This is a genomic window from Pseudomonas sp. PB120 (assembly GCF_009761815.1).
In the GTDB taxonomy this organism is placed as follows: Bacteria; Pseudomonadota; Gammaproteobacteria; order Pseudomonadales; family Pseudomonadaceae; genus Aquipseudomonas.
This window is the reverse complement of sequence record NZ_RWIN01000038.1, coordinates 18,650-37,897: the sequence shown is the minus strand read 5'-3', so window position 1 is coordinate 37,897 and position 19,248 is coordinate 18,650. Positions and strand designations below refer to the sequence as shown.

Annotated in this window: 6 protein-coding genes; all 6 read right to left on the bottom strand. The window is 64.0% G+C overall.

The window, feature by feature from the left end:
• Positions 1 to 8: 8 nt before the first annotated feature.
• The 6 genes from EJA72_RS06575 to EJA72_RS06550 all read right to left on the bottom strand — a co-directional run bounded on the left by EJA72_RS06575 (position 9) and on the right by EJA72_RS06550 (position 19,235).
• Complete coding sequence (locus EJA72_RS06575) at positions 9 to 1,712, bottom strand: putative porin (protein ID WP_157710686.1); 1,704 nt, start codon at positions 1,710 to 1,712, stop codon at positions 9 to 11.
• 39 nt (positions 1,713 to 1,751) lie between these two features.
• Entirely contained in the window at positions 1,752 to 2,459 is a 708-nt protein-coding gene (locus EJA72_RS06570) for an energy transducer TonB (protein WP_157710685.1), read from the bottom strand.
• A gap of 2 nt (positions 2,460 to 2,461) precedes the next feature.
• Positions 2,462 to 2,887 carry a biopolymer transporter ExbD gene (locus EJA72_RS06565; protein WP_157710684.1) on the bottom strand — a complete coding sequence of 142 codons (426 nt, stop codon included), beginning with the start codon at positions 2,885 to 2,887 and terminating at the stop codon, positions 2,462 to 2,464.
• Positions 2,888 to 2,898: 11 nt separating this feature from the next.
• Positions 2,899 to 4,698, bottom strand: a complete 1,800-nt coding sequence (locus tag EJA72_RS06560; protein WP_157710683.1) for a DUF2341 domain-containing protein — start codon at positions 4,696 to 4,698, stop codon at positions 2,899 to 2,901.
• 18 nt (positions 4,699 to 4,716) lie between these two features.
• Positions 4,717 to 6,306, bottom strand: a complete 1,590-nt coding sequence (locus EJA72_RS06555) for a ShlB/FhaC/HecB family hemolysin secretion/activation protein (RefSeq protein WP_372240685.1) — start codon at positions 6,304 to 6,306, stop codon at positions 4,717 to 4,719.
• Between the two features lie 446 nt (positions 6,307 to 6,752).
• Positions 6,753 to 19,235 carry a filamentous haemagglutinin family protein gene (locus EJA72_RS06550; protein WP_157710682.1) on the bottom strand — a complete coding sequence of 4,161 codons (12,483 nt, stop codon included), beginning with the start codon at positions 19,233 to 19,235 and terminating at the stop codon, positions 6,753 to 6,755.
• Positions 19,236 to 19,248 lie beyond the last annotated feature (13 nt).

Sequence of the window (19,248 nt, the reverse complement as noted above, 5' to 3'; positions counted from 1 at the left end):
CCTGCGCCTTAGAAGCGCGTGTTGATTTCCAGCTGCAAGACGTCGATGTCAAACGGCGCGCCATAGACCGCTTCGGAGCTCAACCAACGGCCTGTCGCATAAACGTTCTTGGCCAGCCCGTAGTTGCCGCCCAGGAAGTAGCCTTTGGCATTGGTGCCACCCAAGTGGAACGACGAATCGTTGAAGCCGTCCGGCAACGCATCCGGCTGGATGTACTTGTAGCCAGCGAACAGGTTCCAGTCGCCCTGCTTTCTCAGCTCCAGCGCGCTGCCGAGGGTGAACTGGACCATCCAGGCATTCGCGCCGCTTTCGATGTCGCCACTGCTGTCGAGGTTGTTGACGATTTGGCCGGCTGAACGCTTGCGCATGTCGCCTTCGTCGAAGCCGAGGTTGTGGATGTAGTTGGCCTGGCTGCGCAGCTTGAAGTCTTGCGGCATGTCGGCGTCCCACACGAAGTTCAGGTCCAGCAAGTTGAACTCCGAAGCCAGGCCGACAAACTGTGGTTGTGGCGTGGTCGCGGGGTTGAGCGGGTTCGGCGTGATGTCGCGCAGCAGGAACACGGTGTTGCCCTTCTGCATGAACGCCGCGCGCGTACCGTCCGAGTCGCAGCCCGGCGCGCCGGCCCAGGGTTCGCAGGGGCTGGAGCGCTGGCCCTCGATGTCGTCGAAGCGGTAGTAGGCCAATCCGGCCTTGAGGCGGTTGTCGGAATTGACCGCCCATTTCGCGCCGATCTGCGCGCCGTACAGCCATTTGTTGTCGCTCGATTCCTTGTCGAAACCATTGCTGGTGGTGCTGTCGTTGGTGTACTCCACCGGGAATGCGCCGACGGTACCGAACAGACCCCAGTCGCGGTTGAGCTTGTGGTCGAACATCGCCGCGATGCCATCGAAGTTCAAGTCGTTGGAATAGAGCATGTCGGTGGAGAAAAACGGGTTGGTGAACCGGCCTCCGGTCAGGGTCAACTGATCGGACGGCTTCCAGGTCAGGTAACCCTGATCGAGCCAGATGTCTTTCTTGGCAAAGCCACCGCCGAGGGTCTGGGTGGTTGAGACCGGGTTGTTGTCCGAGCCGGTGCCGATCCGGATGCCGGCGGTCCACTCAGGCGCGATCTCCGCTTTCATGCCCAGGCGTGCGCGCAGGCGGAACAGGTTTTCGCGATCTTCACGGGTATTGAGCAACGGCGGCAAATTGGTGCTGCTGTTGGGGTTCACGTCGTACGGGCCGTTGTTGTTGAGCTTGGCGAAGTCGACGATTTCGTTGCTGTTGGTACCCGAGTAGTAGCGCGATTCGTCCCGCAGGCGGATGTCGCCGTCGAAGCTGATGCGCGAGACCCAGTCCGGGAAAGTGTTGGGCTGGGCCCAGTTTTCCTGTTTGGCCGTGGCCATGACTTCGGCCTTGACCTGATCGCGGATCTGGTCACGAACGGCTGCCGGCACGTATTGCACCCGCACATCGCCCGGTGCGGCGGCCGGACCGCTGGCGGCAACGGCGGTGGGCGCGGTGGCGGCTTTGCGCGCCTGGTCCGCTTCACTCTGGGCCTGGGCAATCAGTTTGTCGGCCTTGTCTTGTTTCAACACGCCTTGTTCCACCAGCAAGCGGATCAGATTGATCGTGGCGTTTTCCGAGGGCGCAGGCGCTGCCGCCGCTTGCCCGACCAGGGTGGCAATGACCATGCCGACCGCCAGGGACAATCGATTCACGTTCGAAATCATTTGCACACAACTCCTTTTGGCAAAACTTGAAGTATTCGGTTAACCCGGACGCCGTCCCTGCAGGGACACGCGCATGGGTGTTGAGTAAGTCGCGGGCGGCCGTTGCTCCAGGCGTGGCGCACTGCGCAGCACCGCGAGCACCTGGCTATCGACCTCGGGATTGCCGCTGGACTTGGCCAACTCGACCCGGGAGATTTCCCCCGAGGTGCTCAGCCACACATCGGCCTGCACCTTGTAGGCCTGGCTGCGCAATTCCGGGTTCTCGCGCAACAAGCGCTGAAAACTGGCGGCCAGGAACTGGCTGTACGTGCCGTTGCCCAGTCGTCCACCGCCGGCCCCCGCCATGCCGTTGCCCTTGCCGACGGCTACGCCGCCCTCGCCCGCCTGGGCATCGGCGTCCATGCTCATCGGTTTGGCGAGGTCGTCGGCCGGGGATGGCGGCGCCTCTTCGGCCGGCTTTACGTCTTCGGGCTCGGGGGTGGGTTCGGGTTCGACGATTTTTTCTTCCACCGGGGTTTCCGGTTCCGGAGGTTTCTCCGGGGGCGGGGGTGGCGGCGGAGGGGGTGGCGGCAGTGGAATGATGGTCGGCACCTTCGGCGCTTCGCGGCGGATGCCGCTCATGTCATTGGCCCACTGCCAGAGAAACCACGCGGCCACACCGGCGATCAGCAACCCGACGCCCCACTTCACAAAGCGAATGGGCGACGGCTTGAGCGCTGACGGTTGGATCGGAAGTTTGGCGGTCATGATCAGCCCTGCGTCGCTTTGCCGGTGACGAGCCCGACCTGGAACAGTTCCAGTCGGCGCAACAGGTCCAGGACCTCGATGACCTTCTGGTACTGAACCGTGGCGTCACCGCGCACGATCACCGGCAGGTCCGGGTTCCGGGCCTTTTCAATGCGCAGGCGGTCCTCCAGTTCGGCCAGGGTGACCGGGTACGCATCAAGGAACACCTGGCCGCCATCGTTGACCGAGATCGCCTTGGTCTTGGCTTCGGACAGCGACATCGAGGCGCTGGCCTTCGGCAGGTTGATCTGGATACCCGAGACCTGTGCAGTGGCCGTCAGGATGAACATCACCAACACCACCATCAGCACGTCCACCAGGGGCGTGATGTTGATGCTGTCCACCGCCGCGTCATCGTCATCGTCGTGGGAGGCATTTACGGAAGCCATGTCAGTGCTCCTCAGGCCGGTACGGACGCGTTGGTGTGGTTGCCCCGGCGGTGCGCCGATTCACTGAACTGGCTTTCACCGTGCATCTCCGCCAGGCGGGTGATGAACTCGTCGACGAACACGCGCATGTCGGCGCTGACTTCCTTGTTGCGGGTGATCAGCCGGTTGTAGCCAAACAGCGCCGGGATCGCGACGAACAGGCCCATGGCGGTGGCGAGCAAGGCCGCGGCCATGCCCGGGGCGATGGCGTTGATGTTGACGTCGCCGGCCATGGCCGTGCCGAGGAACACCACCATGATCCCCAGCACCGTGCCGAGCAGGCCGATGTAAGGCCCGCCGGCAATGGCGTTGGACAGGGTCGAGAGTTTCGAACTCAGTGCCTGGTTTTCACGGGTGCGCACGCCGTCCATGGAGCAGCGGATGGCTTCAATGGTGGCTGCCGACACCGACGAGGTATCAGCGCCCTGCTCCCGGCGAGTACGGATTTCCTTCACCGCCACCTGATACAGGCGCCACAGCGACGAGTGCTGCAAACGCAGGGCGAGGTTCTGATCGTCCGCGAACATCTCCAGGCGGGTGCCAACCTTGGCGAATTGCTCGCGAAAGGCTTCGTTGGCGGCGGTGACACGGCTGATCATGCGATTTTTGCGGATCATGATGAACCACGACTGGAACATCATCAGCACCAGCACAGCGATGATGACCCACGCGTCCACCGGCACGGCATTGAGCAGGAAGCCCAGGCTGCCGAAGCCATAACCCGATTGCTGTTCGTCGACGCCGTAGGCCACCAGTTTCGACTCGGCGTCCTGGGCGTTGGCATCGGCCAGCAGTTGTGCGGCGGGCCGAGCGACTTTCGACAGGCGCAATTCGTCGATGGCACCGGCGAACGGCTGGTAAGCGCCGGCCGACAGATCAGCACCAATGGCGATCACCGAATTGAACGCCGGCATCGCCAGCGCCAGGTTCGCGGTTTCGCGGCCATCAACGTAGAGCGCCACTTTGCTGCCTTGTGCTGTCAACGCCAGATGCTGCCATTGGCCGGGGTTCAGCGCTTGGGTCGAGACCGCGCGCTGACCGTCGATGTCCACGAACGGCAGGCCCTGGTTCAAACCGATCAGCAAACTGTGCTCGCCTTCGCGCCTTGCCAGCACCAACTGCTCGCCAGTGGCCTGGTCCAGCTTCAGCCAGGCGCTGACGGTGAATGCGCCGTCCGCGTTGTGTTGCAGCGACGGGCTGGCCGGCAATACCAGCGGCTGCCCGCTGAACTGCAAGGCGCGGCCGATCACGCCGTCGATGCTCACGCCGGTGGCGCTTTGCGCAGTGTTGCCATAGGCGGTGGTGTCCTTGGCCGGCAAACCGTTGGCACCTTCGAAGTGGTACAGCGCGGTGTAGTTCGGGTCGAAGGTCAGCTGACCGTTGCCGGTGGCCGGGGCTTTCGGGTTGCCGTAGTACATCCAGATGTCCTGGCGCTGAGCACCCTCGACTTTCGGCACATCGACCCACACCAGCGCCATGCCCATCAGCGCATCGAAACTCTCGATCTGGTGGTTGAGCACGGTTTTGTCATCGGCGGAAACGAAGCGCAGGTCAGACCCGTCTTCCTTGACGCCGTCGAAGCTGAAGTTGCCGGTGTGCAGGCGCACCAGCAGCGCGGTGCGGCCCAGGGCCTCGTTGATCGCCGCGCCTTGGGGTGTGGTGTCGACGGAGATCTGTTTGCGGTAATGCCAGTCGTCCTGCCACCACGCGTGGGCGGTCGCCGGGAGCACGAAGCCCAGGCACATCAGAAAAGCGATGAATAAGCGCTGCATGAAAATGTCTCCGTAGGTTCAGAATGTCGCTTGCAGGTTGAAATGCAGGCGCGATTCCTGTTTCGAGGTGTTCGGCCCTTCGAGCAACGGGTAGCCCCAATCCAGGCTGCCGGATAACCATTTGTTCAAGCTCGCGCGAGTGCCCAGGCCCACACTGGCCAAGGCGTAATCGGCGTCCTGATCGGGAAGTTCGTCGCGCAGGTACAACTGCGCACCTTCGGCAAAGGCGTAGAAGCGCCACTCCTGGAGGTATTTGCCCAGGTACTTGGCGAGGGATGGCGTGCGCAGTTCCTGGCTCAGCAGCACGCCGTCGTCGCCGGTGCGCTCGGCCGCCAGATAGCCGCGCACCGAAGTGGCGCCACCGGCAGAGAATTGTTCGTTCGATACCAACGGCCCGGAGGCTAGCTGGAATGCCGCTTTGCTCCCGGTCTGCCAGTCGTTGGCGAAGGTGTAGGTGAAGTTACTGTCGCCCTTGAGTACGGCAAAGCTCGGGCTGGCGCGAAAGCGCTTGTAGTCGAACTCTTCATCCGAGCTGCCGTAACCCAGGAAACTGCGGGTACCGGCCACCAGGCTCAGGCCGAGACTTAGCTGGGACGTTTCGGTGTAGCGAAAACCGTTGTAGGCAAAGGTGAACGGCGCGTACTTGAGTGGCACCTTGTCACTGGCGCCGCCCAGGTCCATTTGCTCGTCGAAATCCTTGAAGTCGATCCCGGCCGACAGCGAGTTCGCCCAGATGCCGCTGGAGGGCAGCGTGTAGATCGCCGACACGCCGTAGGAATGGCCCTTGCCCAACACGTTGCTGCCGCCGATGGTCGCGACGTTGCTGTCGGACTGGTAGCCGGAAAACTGCACGCTCCAGCGTTCGCTCAACGGCGCCGTATAGGAACCTGACCAGACCTTGGCATTCGAGGTGTCCTGCGGCGCGGTAAAGAACGTCAGCGACACGCTGTGCCCCAACTGCCACAGGTTGTCGTAACCGAGGCTGGCGACGCTGCGCAGCTTTTCGGTGTCGGCGCTGTAGTCGTTGTTCAGGCCGAGGGTGGCGTGCCACGGGTTCTGGTCTTCAACTTGCAGGTCCACGTCCATGGTGCCCGGGCGTTGTCCCTCGCGTACCAGTGGCATCACTTGGCGGCTCGGGGTCTTGTTGAGTTGCGCCAGCTCCGTCTGGACCTGGGCAAAGTCCGGCACCTGGCCTTCCTTCAGCGCCGGGACGTCTTCGCGGATTTCAACGGGTGAATAGTGCTTGGCTCCGACAACCCGTACGCGGCCGACTTTGGTTTCGCTGATGTGCAGATAGACGATGCCGTTCTCGACTTTTTGCTCCGGCAATTCAACGAACACCGATTGATAGCCGCGTGCCTGATAGGCCTTCTGCAAGGCATCGCGGGCGCCTTCGATATCGGTCAGGGATTTTTGCGGGCCGAGAAACGGGTACACCGCTTCTTCGATGGCCCGGGCATCAAGCACGGTGTTGCCGCGCACGAAGTACTCGTTGACGTCCACCTGCTTGCCCGTCTCGGCGCCCTCCTCGGCCCATGCCGGCTGCACGCCCGCCGTCACCAGCAGCCAGCCCCACAGCGCCAGCCGTGACTTGGAAAAATGTTCCACAACACCCCCTGAATTCGAAATACCGATAACCGTCTGCACTACGGCAGGCTGGTTCAATTGCTTGTGGTCGATGTCGCCGCGTGTGTGCCCAGCCAGGTGCGCAACCGCGCGACGTTCAGGCATTTGCAGCAAGAAAAAGTCGCCTTGCGGCCCCCTCAAGCGCGTCACATAGGCTTGACCGGGCTGGCGATGTGCTACCGAACTTTTGTCATGAAAGCTTCATTGAACAGTTCGGTTTGGGGGGGAAGTTGCAGGGCAAAAAAAGGGCGACCCGAAGGCCGCCACCAGTCAGAAGAGATGCAACAAACGACTCATACCCTGTGGCGAGGGGGCTTGCTCCCGCTGGACTGCGTAGCAGTCCCATTTTTTGGGGGGCCGCTTCGCGCCCCAGCGGGAGCAAGCTCCCTCGCCACAAGTAAGGTGTGACCCAAAAGCCCCCCGTTGACTTACAACGTCAGGTTCCCCCGTTCTTCATCCGTCAACTGCCCCCGCGCCCGCTCATCCAGCACACCCGCACCGAGCACCTGCACCGCGCTGTTGGCGTTGTAGGTCGGGGTAGGCGCTGGTGTGGGCGCGCGGCTGGCGCCATCGCTGCTTGGGGTCAACGGTTCGCTGCCCAGGCTCAGTACCTGGACGGTCACGATCGACGGCTGGTTTTTACGGGCCGCGGCCTGTTGCTGGCGGGACATGTCCTCGGCGGCTTGCGTGGCCGAGGTCGCCGCGGAACTGGCCGAAGAGATCGCGCCGGTGTTGACCGAGGCCGTCACCGGGATCCCGGAGGACTTGCCCTGCACCTGGATGTTCGCTGCGTTGACCACCCGCAACGCGATGATGTTGATGTTGCCCGATACACGAATCCCCGCCTCGCCAGCATCAATGGTGCCCAGCGGTGCGATCAGGTCGATGTCCCCGGGCGGCACTTCGGCAATCGGGTTGAGCGTGGCGATACCGGCGCCAGTGCTTGGCACCGTTGGCGACAGGGTCACATTGCCCCAGGTGTCGTAGACACGTTTGGGCGGGGTGAACACCACGGTGGTTTTCGAGCCCCGGCCGGCGTTGATGTCGCCCTCGGCCGACCAGCCGAGAATCCCGCCGCCAAAGGTGGTCATGATCCGGCTTTGACCGAGCAGGATGCTGCCCTCGGAATACAGCTGGATGTCACCCTCGCCCTGCGTCACGATCCCCGCCGTGGAGGGTGGCGCCGCCCCTTCGACACCGAACACCTGGCCGCCGCCCGGGGTCAGCATCTGGATATCCCCCCCGAACAACGTCTTGACCCCGGCGCCGCCGTACAGGGTGATGTCGCCGTCATAGCGGATCGCGTTGCCCGCCACATCACGGGTCGGGAACAGCGCGGCAATCGCATTGCGACCGCGCAGGTAACTGCCTTGGCGCGGACCGTTCTGGTCGCTGTACTCAAGGCCACCGGCGCGCAATTCAGCGAAGTACACTTGCCGCGCGAAGACCGCTTGCTCAGTGCCCGGCAGTGAAGCGTAAAACGCTCGCGCCTGTTCGTCGTTGCCACTGAATCCGTAGCCGAGGGTCAGCCAGGCTTGCAGTTCTTCACCGTAAGTCTTGACCACTTTGCCCGGTTGAGCGCTCAGTGGCGCGCTGTTCAGGGCCAGGTTGCTCGGGTCGAGGTAGCGAGCAATGAAGCGCCCGTAATCCGGACCTTGCGCGCCCGCGCCGGCCTGCAACACCAGGCTTGCGCCCGATCGCTCATCCCCAGCCCTGATCGGCCCGAGGCTGGTAATCGCGGCTTTGTCCTCCATCAGGATATTGCGCCCGGCATTGATCTCCAGGGTGCCGGGGCCACCGACGTTGAAGCTGCTGTAGAGAATGTCGCGACCTGCGGACACCCGCGACAGATCGTTTGAGTTGTTGTGGATGAACAGGTTACCCGTGGAATAAACCGTGTCGTTGTTCCGGCCCATTTCTCCCGGCGCATACGTTGGCTGCCCCAGATAAGTACCCGACGCGACGATGTCGCGACCGGCGAGCATCCAGACCGGCCCCGCGGCCTCATACCAGGTGCGCTGGGTCTGGCTGAACGTCAACGTTTCACCGCTGCGAACACCGACCAGGTCACCGGTCAACGCATAAAACCGCGCAGGCCCTTGTACGCCGCTGAGCCCCGAGTAACTGTCGGCCCCGAACGCGAACAGCGGGTAACGCCGGTTCAGGTCCGGGGCAATACCATCACTGCCACTGTTGGTCATGAGCGTCCTGGTCGCATCGTAACTGCCATAGCCGCTGAAGGCAGGTGCAAACGGCGTGGCGATCGCCAACGGGCTGGCTCCGGATTGATTGATCGCATAGCCACCGGCGTAAATCGAGTCACCCGCCAGCAGCTCGAGCTGGCCGGCCGTCGAAGGTGCCAACACCACGGAGTAGCCCACCGCGGGGGCATCTTTGCCGGGTCCAAAGCTTGCCGATGAGCCGGCATAGATGGAGCCTTGCGCGGCGACGGCGCGCAGGATCGATGGGTAGACGAATCGGCCATCCGTGGGCGAGGTATTTTTTCCGACACTTGGAGCATTTGACTCGATGTCCGCCAACTGCGTGCTTGGCGTGAGGTTGCCGCCGGCCGAGAACAGGTCAATGGCCGTGTGGTCGGTCCACAACGAGAAACTGCTCAGGCCGCCACCGGCATGGACCACGCCATCAGGGGTGGTGAAGGCTGAGGAGTTCTGCAACCGCACCCGGCCCGGGTCCGCAGCTCCACCCAGCACCAGATCACCGCGGGTACTGATCCGCATGCCCGAATCGCCCGGAATCAGCACCAGGCCGCCGGTCGCGCTACTGGTCGTGGCGTTGAATGGATCGTAGGCACGGGTTTCGCGCAGGTCTTGCAGGCTGGCATCGGTGCCATACCGCAGGTTGATACCGCCCACGGCGCCCCCGGTCAGCTGGGCCGAACCGCGCAGGTTGATCAGCGCGCCTTGCAAATCGTGATCCGGGTTTTCGGTGCCGGTCTCGCCGGCACGTGCATACAGTGACGGGTTGAGCGTGCCGCCAATGCGGATATCCATATCGCCGCCGCCGGTCAATTTCAGGCTGCCGTCGCTGCCCACCCGGCCGGTACTGCCAACGGCCACGATCAGGCCCTGGCCGCGTGGGTAACGGTTGATCCGCTCGTCACCCATGACTTTAAGCATGCCGCCATCGGTTCCTGCGCGCAGGCTGACATTGCCACCGCCCAAGGTGCCAAAACCGGTGAAGCCCACGAGGTACGGCCTGGTGTCTCGTTGTTGATCGGGCAGCGGCTGGGTGGCGTAGCTGCCAAAGTTGATCCACCAGGCAGTCGGAACATCGCTGCTGCCGGTTCCCTGTCGCCATAGCCAGTTACCCACGGCCACGCTCGGGATTTGCTCGCGGGTGGTCACGCCGTTAAGGCCCCTGCGCCCCACCGTATCCCCTGAAACGGCGCCCCCGGCGTTGACCGTCAGGTTGCCGCCCATTTGCGGGAACCAGGCCTGATAGAGGCTATCGCTGCCGCCATTGACCCATTTTTCATTGTCGCTGCCGGCACTGCCCAGCACCGAACCATCGTCCGACAGCCGTCCGCGTGGCTGGTTGAAGCGCGGATCGACGTCGTTGGACTGAGTGCCGGCGGTGTACACGCCAAAGGGTGAATCCATGCTCAGGTTGCCCGAGGCGATCACATCCAGGTCGCCGGTACCGGTGCGCAGCACGCTGAACATCTGGGTGTGGGTCTTGGCCACCTTACCCGCCTTGCTTTCGGTACAGAGTTCCGGAATCGCCAGGCAATAGTCCACCATGTCGTCGGTGACCGGCTCGTAGTCCGGCATGCCCAGCCAGTTGCCGGGTGCCCACGTCCAGTGTTCCATCGGTGCACAGGCGGCAGGCTGCTCGTCACATTTGGCCAGGAGGTCATCCGGGATCGGCTCATACGCCGGCATGCCGAACGGGTTGCCCACGGTCCATACCAGACGCGAGCCGTTTTCCACTTTCATGCCGTAATGGGTGTCGGTCAGCCGCAGGTTGCCCTCGGTGCCCAGCGGTTTGATCGCGCGGCTGTCCGCGGCTTCCGTATCGGCACCGGCCACGACACGCATCGACCAGGACGCACTGCCCGAAGGCAACATGCTCGCCAGGGCCCAGTTGCGACCTTGCTGAGTACCGATCTGCGGACGCAGTTCGATCATGTCGATGCCGTCGGCCAGCACCACATTGGTCATGGAAGGAATCAGCGAACCCCGCAGCAACGCCAGCGAACCAGCGAGGCGTACGCCGGTGGTGGTCTGGTCGTCCGGGTTGAAACTTCCGGGCAACGGCACGCCTTTGGGCCAGAGCATGCCCTGCAAGGCGGTGAGTTTGTTCAACCGGATACCGGCCCCCAAACGGCTGCCGGCCGGCAGCGTCAGTCCGTCGCTGAGCAAGGTGCCTGCGGCGTAGAGCAGGTTTCCCGCCGCGTCGTGCACGGCACCGGCCAACACGGTGCCCGCGCTGAAGGTGTACGGTTCGCCCAGAATGGCCTGGGCCGGAAGTAAGGTGCCGCTGGAAAGGCTGCCTGCCTGGATCGGCAGATCGTAATTCAGTACGGCTCCCACCGGGAATTGCGTGCCTTCCGCGAGCTCCACTCCGGTCACCGGTACCAACAGATCGCCGCCAAACGGCTGCACACCCGGCAGCAGTTTCCAGCCGTTGTCGTCCGAGGTTTGCGGTGGCGGTGCGAAGCCATCGTTGATGCTGCCCTGGACATCGAGGTTGCCCCCGGCACGAATCACCAGGCTACCGGCCTCGCCGGAACCGTAGACCGAGGTCATGCCGCTGTGCGGGTTGAGGCTCGCATAGCGGTAGCCGGACAGGTCCAGATCACCCTGCACCACGAGATCGCCATCGGCGGTTTTACTGGCGATTTCCACGCCTGGGCGCAGGTGGAACGCATCGGCATATTGCGCGTTGTTCAGGCCGGCAAGCTTGCGGTTGAGTAAGTCGGTGTTGGCCAGCGCCGCGTTGATGAACGCGCTGCTGTCCAGGTGAATGTTATCCAGGTACGCCTGGTCGATGACCTGGTACGGACGCCCGCTGACCACCGGGTCGATACCGTCGGCGGCATCCGTGTAGCGCCGCGTGGCGTTGAGGCCGATGGATCGAGCGCCCTGAATGTACAGGGCACCGCTGGCGTCGATCGCAATGTCATTGGCACCCAGACGCGGCGCGTTGAGTTCAAGGGTGCCGCGCAGTTGGCCATCGTGCTGGCCCGGCAGATTGCCGGTGGCGACGTCGGTACCGTGGCGCAGGTCGATCCGTGCGCCGGAGGCCAGGGTCAATTGGCCGTCACCGGAGCTCAGTTCGACCATGGCGCGGTTCGGTGCGTCGATGATTTTGCCGTAGCTGTCGACCCGCAACATGCGGCCATGGGCATCGAGCACCGCAGCACCACCGAGGGTCAGACCGTTCTTGCCCGACAGGCGAATAGACCCGACCCGCTCGCCACTGGCATCAATCAGACCAACCACCGTGAGGCTGCCGTTGTCCACCGACACATTGACCTCACTGGCCTTGAGCCCGTCACCGATCACCAGGCTGCCCTGCTTGAGCTGAAAGCTACGGCTGCCGAACACCTGCCCGGCGTTCAGGCGCTGGTTGAGGGTGGCGAATTCCTGGTTCAAATCGCCGCTGCTGCCCAGTTGCCGGGCACGAATATCCACGCCGGCCGCCTTATAGGGCACCCAGGTGCCGCCAGCGTCGTAGTAGCCGCTGCTGGCGCCGAGGATCTCACCCTGCAAATCGACCACACCCGCCCCGGCCGCCAGCGCAACGGCGCTGAGGTTACCGGCCTGGTTGTTGGTCGCCGACAGGTCGATGCGCGAACCGGCGGCCTGGCGGATGCTGCCGTTATTGCTGTAGAGCGCCACATCGCCGCCCCAGCTGTATTTCTTCACATCGTTGAACGGCAGCGTTCGTCCGGTCATGTCCAGATAAGCGCCATTGCCCAGGGTCAGGTCGTCTTCGGTCTTGACCACCAGTTTGCCACTGGCCAGGGCGATGCGACCGTCGAGCGCAACCGTGCGTGCTTGCAGGTTCAATTCCGCGCCCAAGGCATCCGCCACCGTTGCCTCGACGCCAGTGGGCGACGTCAGGGACAGGCTGTTGCCGGCCTTGAGCACGTTGACCGACCCCGCTTCGCCGGTGAGCAACGGCGTGCGCAGGTTCAGGTTGCCGCCGCTGTAGGCAAAACCGCTGACCGGGTCGTAGACGCCTTGCTGTTCGTAAACCGACAGGCTGCCTTTATGGTTGGCGGTGATGCGTTCGCTGGCATTCAGGTTGACGTTGGCAAAGCCCAGCGCCAGGCGAGCGTTCTGGTCCAGCCCGTTCGGCTGCGGGTTCGGGCCGTAGCCGAACTCGATGCGTTGTGCCTGGATGTCCAGGGTGCCATGACCCGAACCGGCGCCACCGGTGACCATGGCGCCGGGTTGCTGGGTCGCGCCGTTCCAGATCAGGTTGGCGGTACGAATGGTCGCGACATCCTGAGCATCGCCCAGGCCATAAATGGCCGGTGTGGCCAAAACCAGGTTGTCCAGACGGCTCTTGCCCGTCTGTGGGTCCAGGGTGTCGAGGGTGACGTTGCCGAAGAAGTTGAACGACTCACGGGTGGTCAGGCTCAAGGTTTCCAGGGCCGGTGCGCCAAACTGGGTGTCGCCGCGCAACAGGCGATCGAGCACGTTCTGGTTGAGGGTCATGCCGAGCGGCAGGCGATCACCCACCGCCGCCAGCGCCTGAGCACTGCCGGCGTTCACGGCGCCCACCGCCAGGCCCAAGTGACGGGTGCCGAAGCGAACCGCTTCGTCGAGTTCGAACTGGTTGTCGGTGGAAGCGATGATACTGCCGTTGGAATAGAGCAACGTCGGGTTGCTGCACGCCCCGGTTGCACAGCTGCCGATACGAATGCTGCCGGCGCCATCCCTGTCTGTCGCTATCTCCGGTGCCAGGACGTTGGTCCAGCCGTTGGACACCACCAGCAAGCTGGCCTTGCCGGTTTGATAGATGAAGCCGTCCGTTGAATCGAAGGGGACGTTGCCATAGCCCAGGGTATTGATGCCCGCGCCCGCTTCGAGGGTGATGCCGCCCGCAGTGGCTGACGTCCTGAGCACCACCTCCGGCGCCGACAGCGTCGCCCCCTCGCGCAGGATGATGTCCCGGGCGGTACCTCTGAAATCGATAATGTTGCCGGCCGTGCCGTAGAACACGGTGGGCGATGCGCCGATGGCCAGGCGGCCGGCGCCCAGGCTGTTGAGGGTATCGGCGTACACCGAGACACCGTCGAATCCCGCCGTCCGGGAATGCCCCGCACCGAGAATTTCAAGGGCCGCTCCGGGGTTGCCGCGCAACACGGTCGTCCCCGCGACACCGCCCGGGGCCGGGGTGGCCAACACCTGGCCGTTGAAGTCCAGGGCGATGTCATGATCACCGCCGACGTTCAACATCAGTTGAAGGGTCTTGGCGTCCATCGGCGCCAAGGCGCGCGGGATGCCTCGGCGCGCGGCGTCACTCTGGATGAATTGGCTGAAGCTGGTTTCGTTGTATTGGGAATAGCGGCGCAACACGTCCGCCGAAGTCAGGATCACTTGGCGGGCAACGCTGTCGCGCAACCCGGTATTGGCGACGGACATCTGGCCGCTGCCGGTCCATGAACCGTTGCGCATTTTCAACGCGCCGCTGGTTGCGCCCGGCGTTGCCTGGCCATTGACCTCGACCCGGAACGCACCGGGCAACAGGGCAAAGGTCGATGGCAACAAGGTGTAAGTACCCGCCGCCAGGCCAGGCACGCCGGTACCAAGGGTGATCTGTTGGCCAATACGCGGGTCGACGGCGCCGGCTTCGGCGAGCATCGGTGAATAGGCGCTCTGATTGCCGGGGACGATGGCGTACACCGGGTTACTGCTCAGGCCCGGCAGGCTGAAGGTGCCATCGCTGGCATTGCGCACCAGTGGGTTGAAACGCGCATCGGTGGAACCGCCGCGCCCGGAGACGAACCCGGCGCCGCGCAAGTCGCCGCCACCGGACAGGTCAATCAGCGCACCGTTCTGCACATCAACGTATTTCCCGTTCAGAATCACCCCGTTCGTTTCGTTGACAATACCGTTCAGCACCACCGACTTGCCGTTGTACTGGTAATCGATGCCATCGGTGGTGCCGCCGTACGGCATGACCAGGCCGGCACCGCTGACTGACGTCACGCTGCCAGGCAACAGCCGGATTCGATCGCTGCGCACAAACGCATCATTGCCCACTGAAATCATCCCCAGCGGCGCGCGAATCACGCCACCCTGCTCGATGGTCCCGCCCCCCAGGTCCAGCCGGCCGAACACCGAATACGGCAATTGCGTCGGCGCCGGTCCGTGACTGCTGACGCGCAAGGTCCGCTCAGTCCCGGGAACCTGTATCGGGGCTTGATAACCGGCTAGCACTTCGGCCCATACATGACTGGCCGGGTAGATTTGTGCGGCGCGCAGGTGAATGTCCCCGCCTGTCCACAGGCGCGACCGCCCCGCATCGTCGGTTGGCGCCAGGAAGCGCATGTCGCCACTGCTGTCGAGCGTGACCTGATCAAAGCCACGGCGACTGACGGCCAGGGCCGGACCGGTGAACTGGCGGATCGAGCCTTCGTTGCCGAACGACAGTGTGTTGCCCAGGTCCAGCAGGTTCGCACTGGCGCTGAACTGCGCAGAAGACAGTTTCGCCGTCGGATTGCTCTGCAACCTTGGACGAAGACCTGTCTGGATGTAGTACTTGCCCACGCCGGACAGGCGCAGATACGGCGCGGACAGGTTGATCCGCGCTGCATCTTTCGACGTTTCGGCCAACGACAGCGAGTCTGCGAACAGGCTCAGGCTCTGGTTCATGTGCAAATCGACGTCGCCGTCGAACGTCATCAAGCCGTTGCTGAACAGGTTCAGGTTATCGAAGCCGCCGGACATCAGGCTGTCGGCGCTCAATCGCGCACGGCCATAGCGCAACGGCTCTGCCGCCTCGCCGGGACGCAGGTCCGCTGGCAAGAGCACGTCAGTCGGCCCTTGGCCAATGATCATTTCCCTGGGCAGACGTACCGCGTTGACGGCCTGGAACTCGTTGTAGATCGGCGTATCGAGTGCAATGTCCAGGCGACCGCCCGCGGCGCCTGCGCCACCGGCCGCCGCGTGCAGGTTGCCGTCGATAAACAGGCCGTTGTAAGAGCTCAGGGCAATCTGCCCACCGTCCGTTGCGACCAGGGTCGGCCCTTGCCCTGCGATGTCCAGCAGCGCTTGTGCGCCGGACGCTTCCAGTCGCGCGCCGTTGCGCACGATCACATACGCATCGGCTGACAGCGCCGTCGACTTCTTCGTGTTGATCTCACCGCCAACGATGATGCTGCCGCCCTTGCCGACCTGACCGTAGACCCGGCCCAAGGCATCCACCGCCGTGGTGGCGCGCCCGGCGACATCCAGCACCGCGTGTTCACCGATCCAGATAGAACGGTTGTGCGCATTGGGGTCTGGCGGCAGATAGGAAGTGGCCACATCAATGTCGGCAAATCGTTGCTGGCGGATATCGATGGTGCCGCCCCAGGCATTCAACTCGCCGTCGAGGGTGATCTGCCCGTCACTGCGCAATGTGATGCGTTGGCCGGGGTCGACGCTGACGCGCGAACCCTGGCCGAACGTCAACAGGTTGCTCGACGGGTCGTATAGCCTGTCCTGGGTGGCACCGGCCCGCATCGACAGGCTCGCGCCGCCACGCTGGGTCAGCACGCCCTTGACCGGGTTTTCCTGAAACAGCGTCGGCGTCCACAGTTCCAGCGCGGCGAGCGGGTCATCGCCGCCGGGCTGGTTCGGCGCCGAATCGGTGAAGCGGTAGACCGGCATCGTCACATCGACCACGGTATTGTCCGCCACCTGCAGCGTCGTCAGGCCGACGACGTTGTAGGCCGAGAAGCCTTTGCTGAACAATTCCGGCGCCAGCTGGAGCGTGTGGTCGGCAACGGCACCGTCGGGCTGGCCGATCAGTACCTTGTTGGCCTGGACCGTCAGCGTCCCGCCACCCGTTACGCCGTAACCGCGAACGTCGCCGTCCATGACCAGTTGCGACTGGCCCGGCACCGTGTCGGCACTGGACTCGAGGGTGACGTCGCCGCCCTTGCCGCCACGGGTCTTGCCGTTGGCCAGCACCGCAGCGCCGGACGATACGTCGATCAGACTCCCCGTCGCCAAGCTGATGTCGCCGGTGCTGCGGATCGAAACCGATCCGCCATTGAGGTAGGCCAGGCGATTGATATCGGCCGGGTCGTTATGCACGTTGCTCCACAGTCCGCGAGTGTCCAGGTGCACCCCTTCGGCGACGGTGGTGCGTGTTGGCTTGGCTGTTTCTGCCAGCGCGGTGCCAAGGTGCAGGCTGCCGGCACGTGCGATGAGATCGGCGCCGACTACCACTTCCTGCCCGTACAACGTGATGTCACCCCCGCTGTCCACGGCCAAGGCTTCCTTGACGTCAACCTTGTCCTTGGCCGCAATCTTCAAGGCGCCGAGGCGGAAACCATTGACCGTATCGGTATCGAGGAACAGCTTGCCCTTGCGCGCATCGGACACCGCCCCTGTCAGGTCCAGATCGGCGCCGTCCACCGGGCGCTCGCCGCCGAGCTGAACCGAATTCAGCGCCGCCGTGTGCAAGTACACCAGGCCGCCAGTGGTAGCCGACCAGCTCGGTTCGTAATTGCCGACGATCAACTGCGCCCGGCGCGCCATGGCGGTCTGCGCCTGGGCATAGCCGTCGAGCCCGGCGCGCGGTGCCTGGTTCTGGCGCTCACCCTGGAACACCTCGCCCAACAATTGGCCGTCCAGCACTGCGTTACCGGTTGAGATCACCAGCTGCCCGGCGTCGCGACCGACCGAATAACCGCTCTCGAACCGTCGAGTGGGCGCGATCAACGGGTTGTAGAAATAATTGGTCTGGCCCCAGCGTTCGCTGTGCTCTTCATAGCCTTTGTAGAGGCCGGTGTAGAGCACGTCGCCCGGTGCCCGCGACACGTCATACAAACGCCCGTCCGCGCCGCGCAACCAGCTCTGGCGGATGAAACCGCTCTGCACGTCGAGGGTGCCGCCGGACAGATTGATCAGAGAGCCTTTCTCGGTCACCACATCGTTGCCGGCGAAACTCACCGTGCCGCCCTGGGCCATCCACTCGCCAATGCTGTGGCCCTGGGTGCCGAGATAACCGCCGACTTCCAGCAAACCCCCGGCGGTGTACCAGCGGTCGGAGACGTAGCCGTTGGTGCCCGCCGGCACGTACACCAGCTCGCGCACGTCAACCCACACGTCATTGCTGTTCAGCGCCCCGCTCTCGCGGTTGGCCGACGCATCGCGTTGCTCGTTGCCCTGGACGTTGACCTTGATGTTGTTGGCTTCCATCGCCACTTTGACGCCGATTGCCCCGGACACATCGATCAGCGCTCCGTCACGTACCACGCTGCGGCGCGCTGCTGTGACGGCGACCTGACCGCCCGTGGCGAGCGTGATCGAGCCGTTCTGGAATTCGACGCTGCCGCCGCTGCCGATGTCGATGCGCGACTGATCGCTGCGGATACGGTTGTTGGCGTTGACGCCCATCAATGCCGCGTCGTGCTGGCTGTTGAGGGCCGTGAGATCGCTGCTGTCGAGCATGATCGCGCTGACGCCGCCCTGGCCGAGGGTCACGCTGCCGGTGGTGTCCGTCGCGGGGTTGAGCAGGTGGATCGTGCCGCGCGTCGAGACCGAGGTGCTCGCCAGCAGCACGCCGTTTTGCACCACATCGTGGCCTGTCAGGGTGATGTCGCCGGTGGCCACCTGGACCAAACCGGTGTTGCTGACTTTGCCGGAACCGCCAACCTTGAAGCCGGGAATGACCTCGTTGCCGAAGGTGGTGGAATAACCATTGCCTTCGGTGCCCGAGCCTTTGCGGATGTAGAAACGGTCACCGGCACCGAGGACAGTCTGGCCTTTGGCGGTGCTGATCGTGCCGGCGTTGTCCACTTCATTGCCCAGCAGCAAGGCGTAGCCGCCGGAGTCTGTCGAGAGTGTCGGTGCCTGGGTTTCAATCCGTGCGCCCTGCGCCACCAGCACATTGCCGGCCGCTTCGGTGAACGTCGGCTGGCTGCCGGTGCTGTCGTAATACAGGCCACGGTCGCGGAACTGGACATCGGTGATGTTCGCGGCGGCCGCTACCAGGTTGCGCACGTTGACCTGACTGGTGCCGCTGAACACGATGCCGTTGCGGTTGACCAGCATCACCGTGCCGTCACCCTTGATCTGGCCCTGAATCTGGCTCGGCCGCGCACTCGGGTCGTTGACCCGGTTGAGGACCGCCCAGTTGGCTTGCTGAGCGAACTCGACGCTCGTGTTGCGCCCGACGTTGAAGGTTTCCCAGTTGAGAATGGCCTTGTCGGCGGTCTGCTCGATTTTCACCGTGGTCTTGCCGCCAGCCTGCGACTGTTGCGGCCCTTTGGCGTTCTGCCAGCCCTGGGTCAGGCCGGTATCGACTTTCAGGCCACCCTCGCCCATGCCGTCCGGGACAAATTGCACGGTGGCGAACGCGGCGGCTCGCCCGGCGGCTTGCGCGGCCTGTTGCGCGGCGATGGCGGCCACGGTGTTGTTGAGCGTTTGCACCGAGCGCTCCAGCTGTTGCCGGGCGCGCTGTTGCTGCGCCAATGGCGGTGTCATCCCCGGCAAGCCACCACCGGGCCGTGCTGCCGCGGCCTGTTGCGCCGCGCCCTTGGCGGCGAACCAGCTAGAACTGAAGGGCGTCGCCGCCTCGGCACTGCCGGCCACCAGGCACAGCGCAATGGCGTGCGCCAACGGCTTGAGCAGCCACAGCGCGGGGTCCGCTGAACGAACGGCGTCACGGCGGACAGACAAGGGAGGGGTATGGCGACGGGCTTGGCGAGCGAGCATCACTACTAGGTCC

Excerpts from the sequence above, each read along its gene's own strand:
- EJA72_RS06575 (WP_157710686.1), bottom strand. The coding sequence starts at position 1,712 with ATGATTTCGAACGTGAATCGATTGTCCCTGGCGGTCGGCATGGTCATT.
- EJA72_RS06570 (WP_157710685.1), bottom strand. The coding sequence starts at position 2,459 with ATGACCGCCAAACTTCCGATCCAACCGTCAGCGCTCAAGCCGTCGCCC.
- EJA72_RS06560 (WP_157710683.1), bottom strand. The coding sequence starts at position 4,698 with ATGCAGCGCTTATTCATCGCTTTTCTGATGTGCCTGGGCTTCGTGCTC.
- EJA72_RS06565 (WP_157710684.1), bottom strand. The coding sequence starts at position 2,887 with ATGGCTTCCGTAAATGCCTCCCACGACGATGACGATGACGCGGCGGTG.
- EJA72_RS06550 (WP_157710682.1), bottom strand. The coding sequence starts at position 19,235 with ATGCTCGCTCGCCAAGCCCGTCGCCATACCCCTCCCTTGTCTGTCCGC.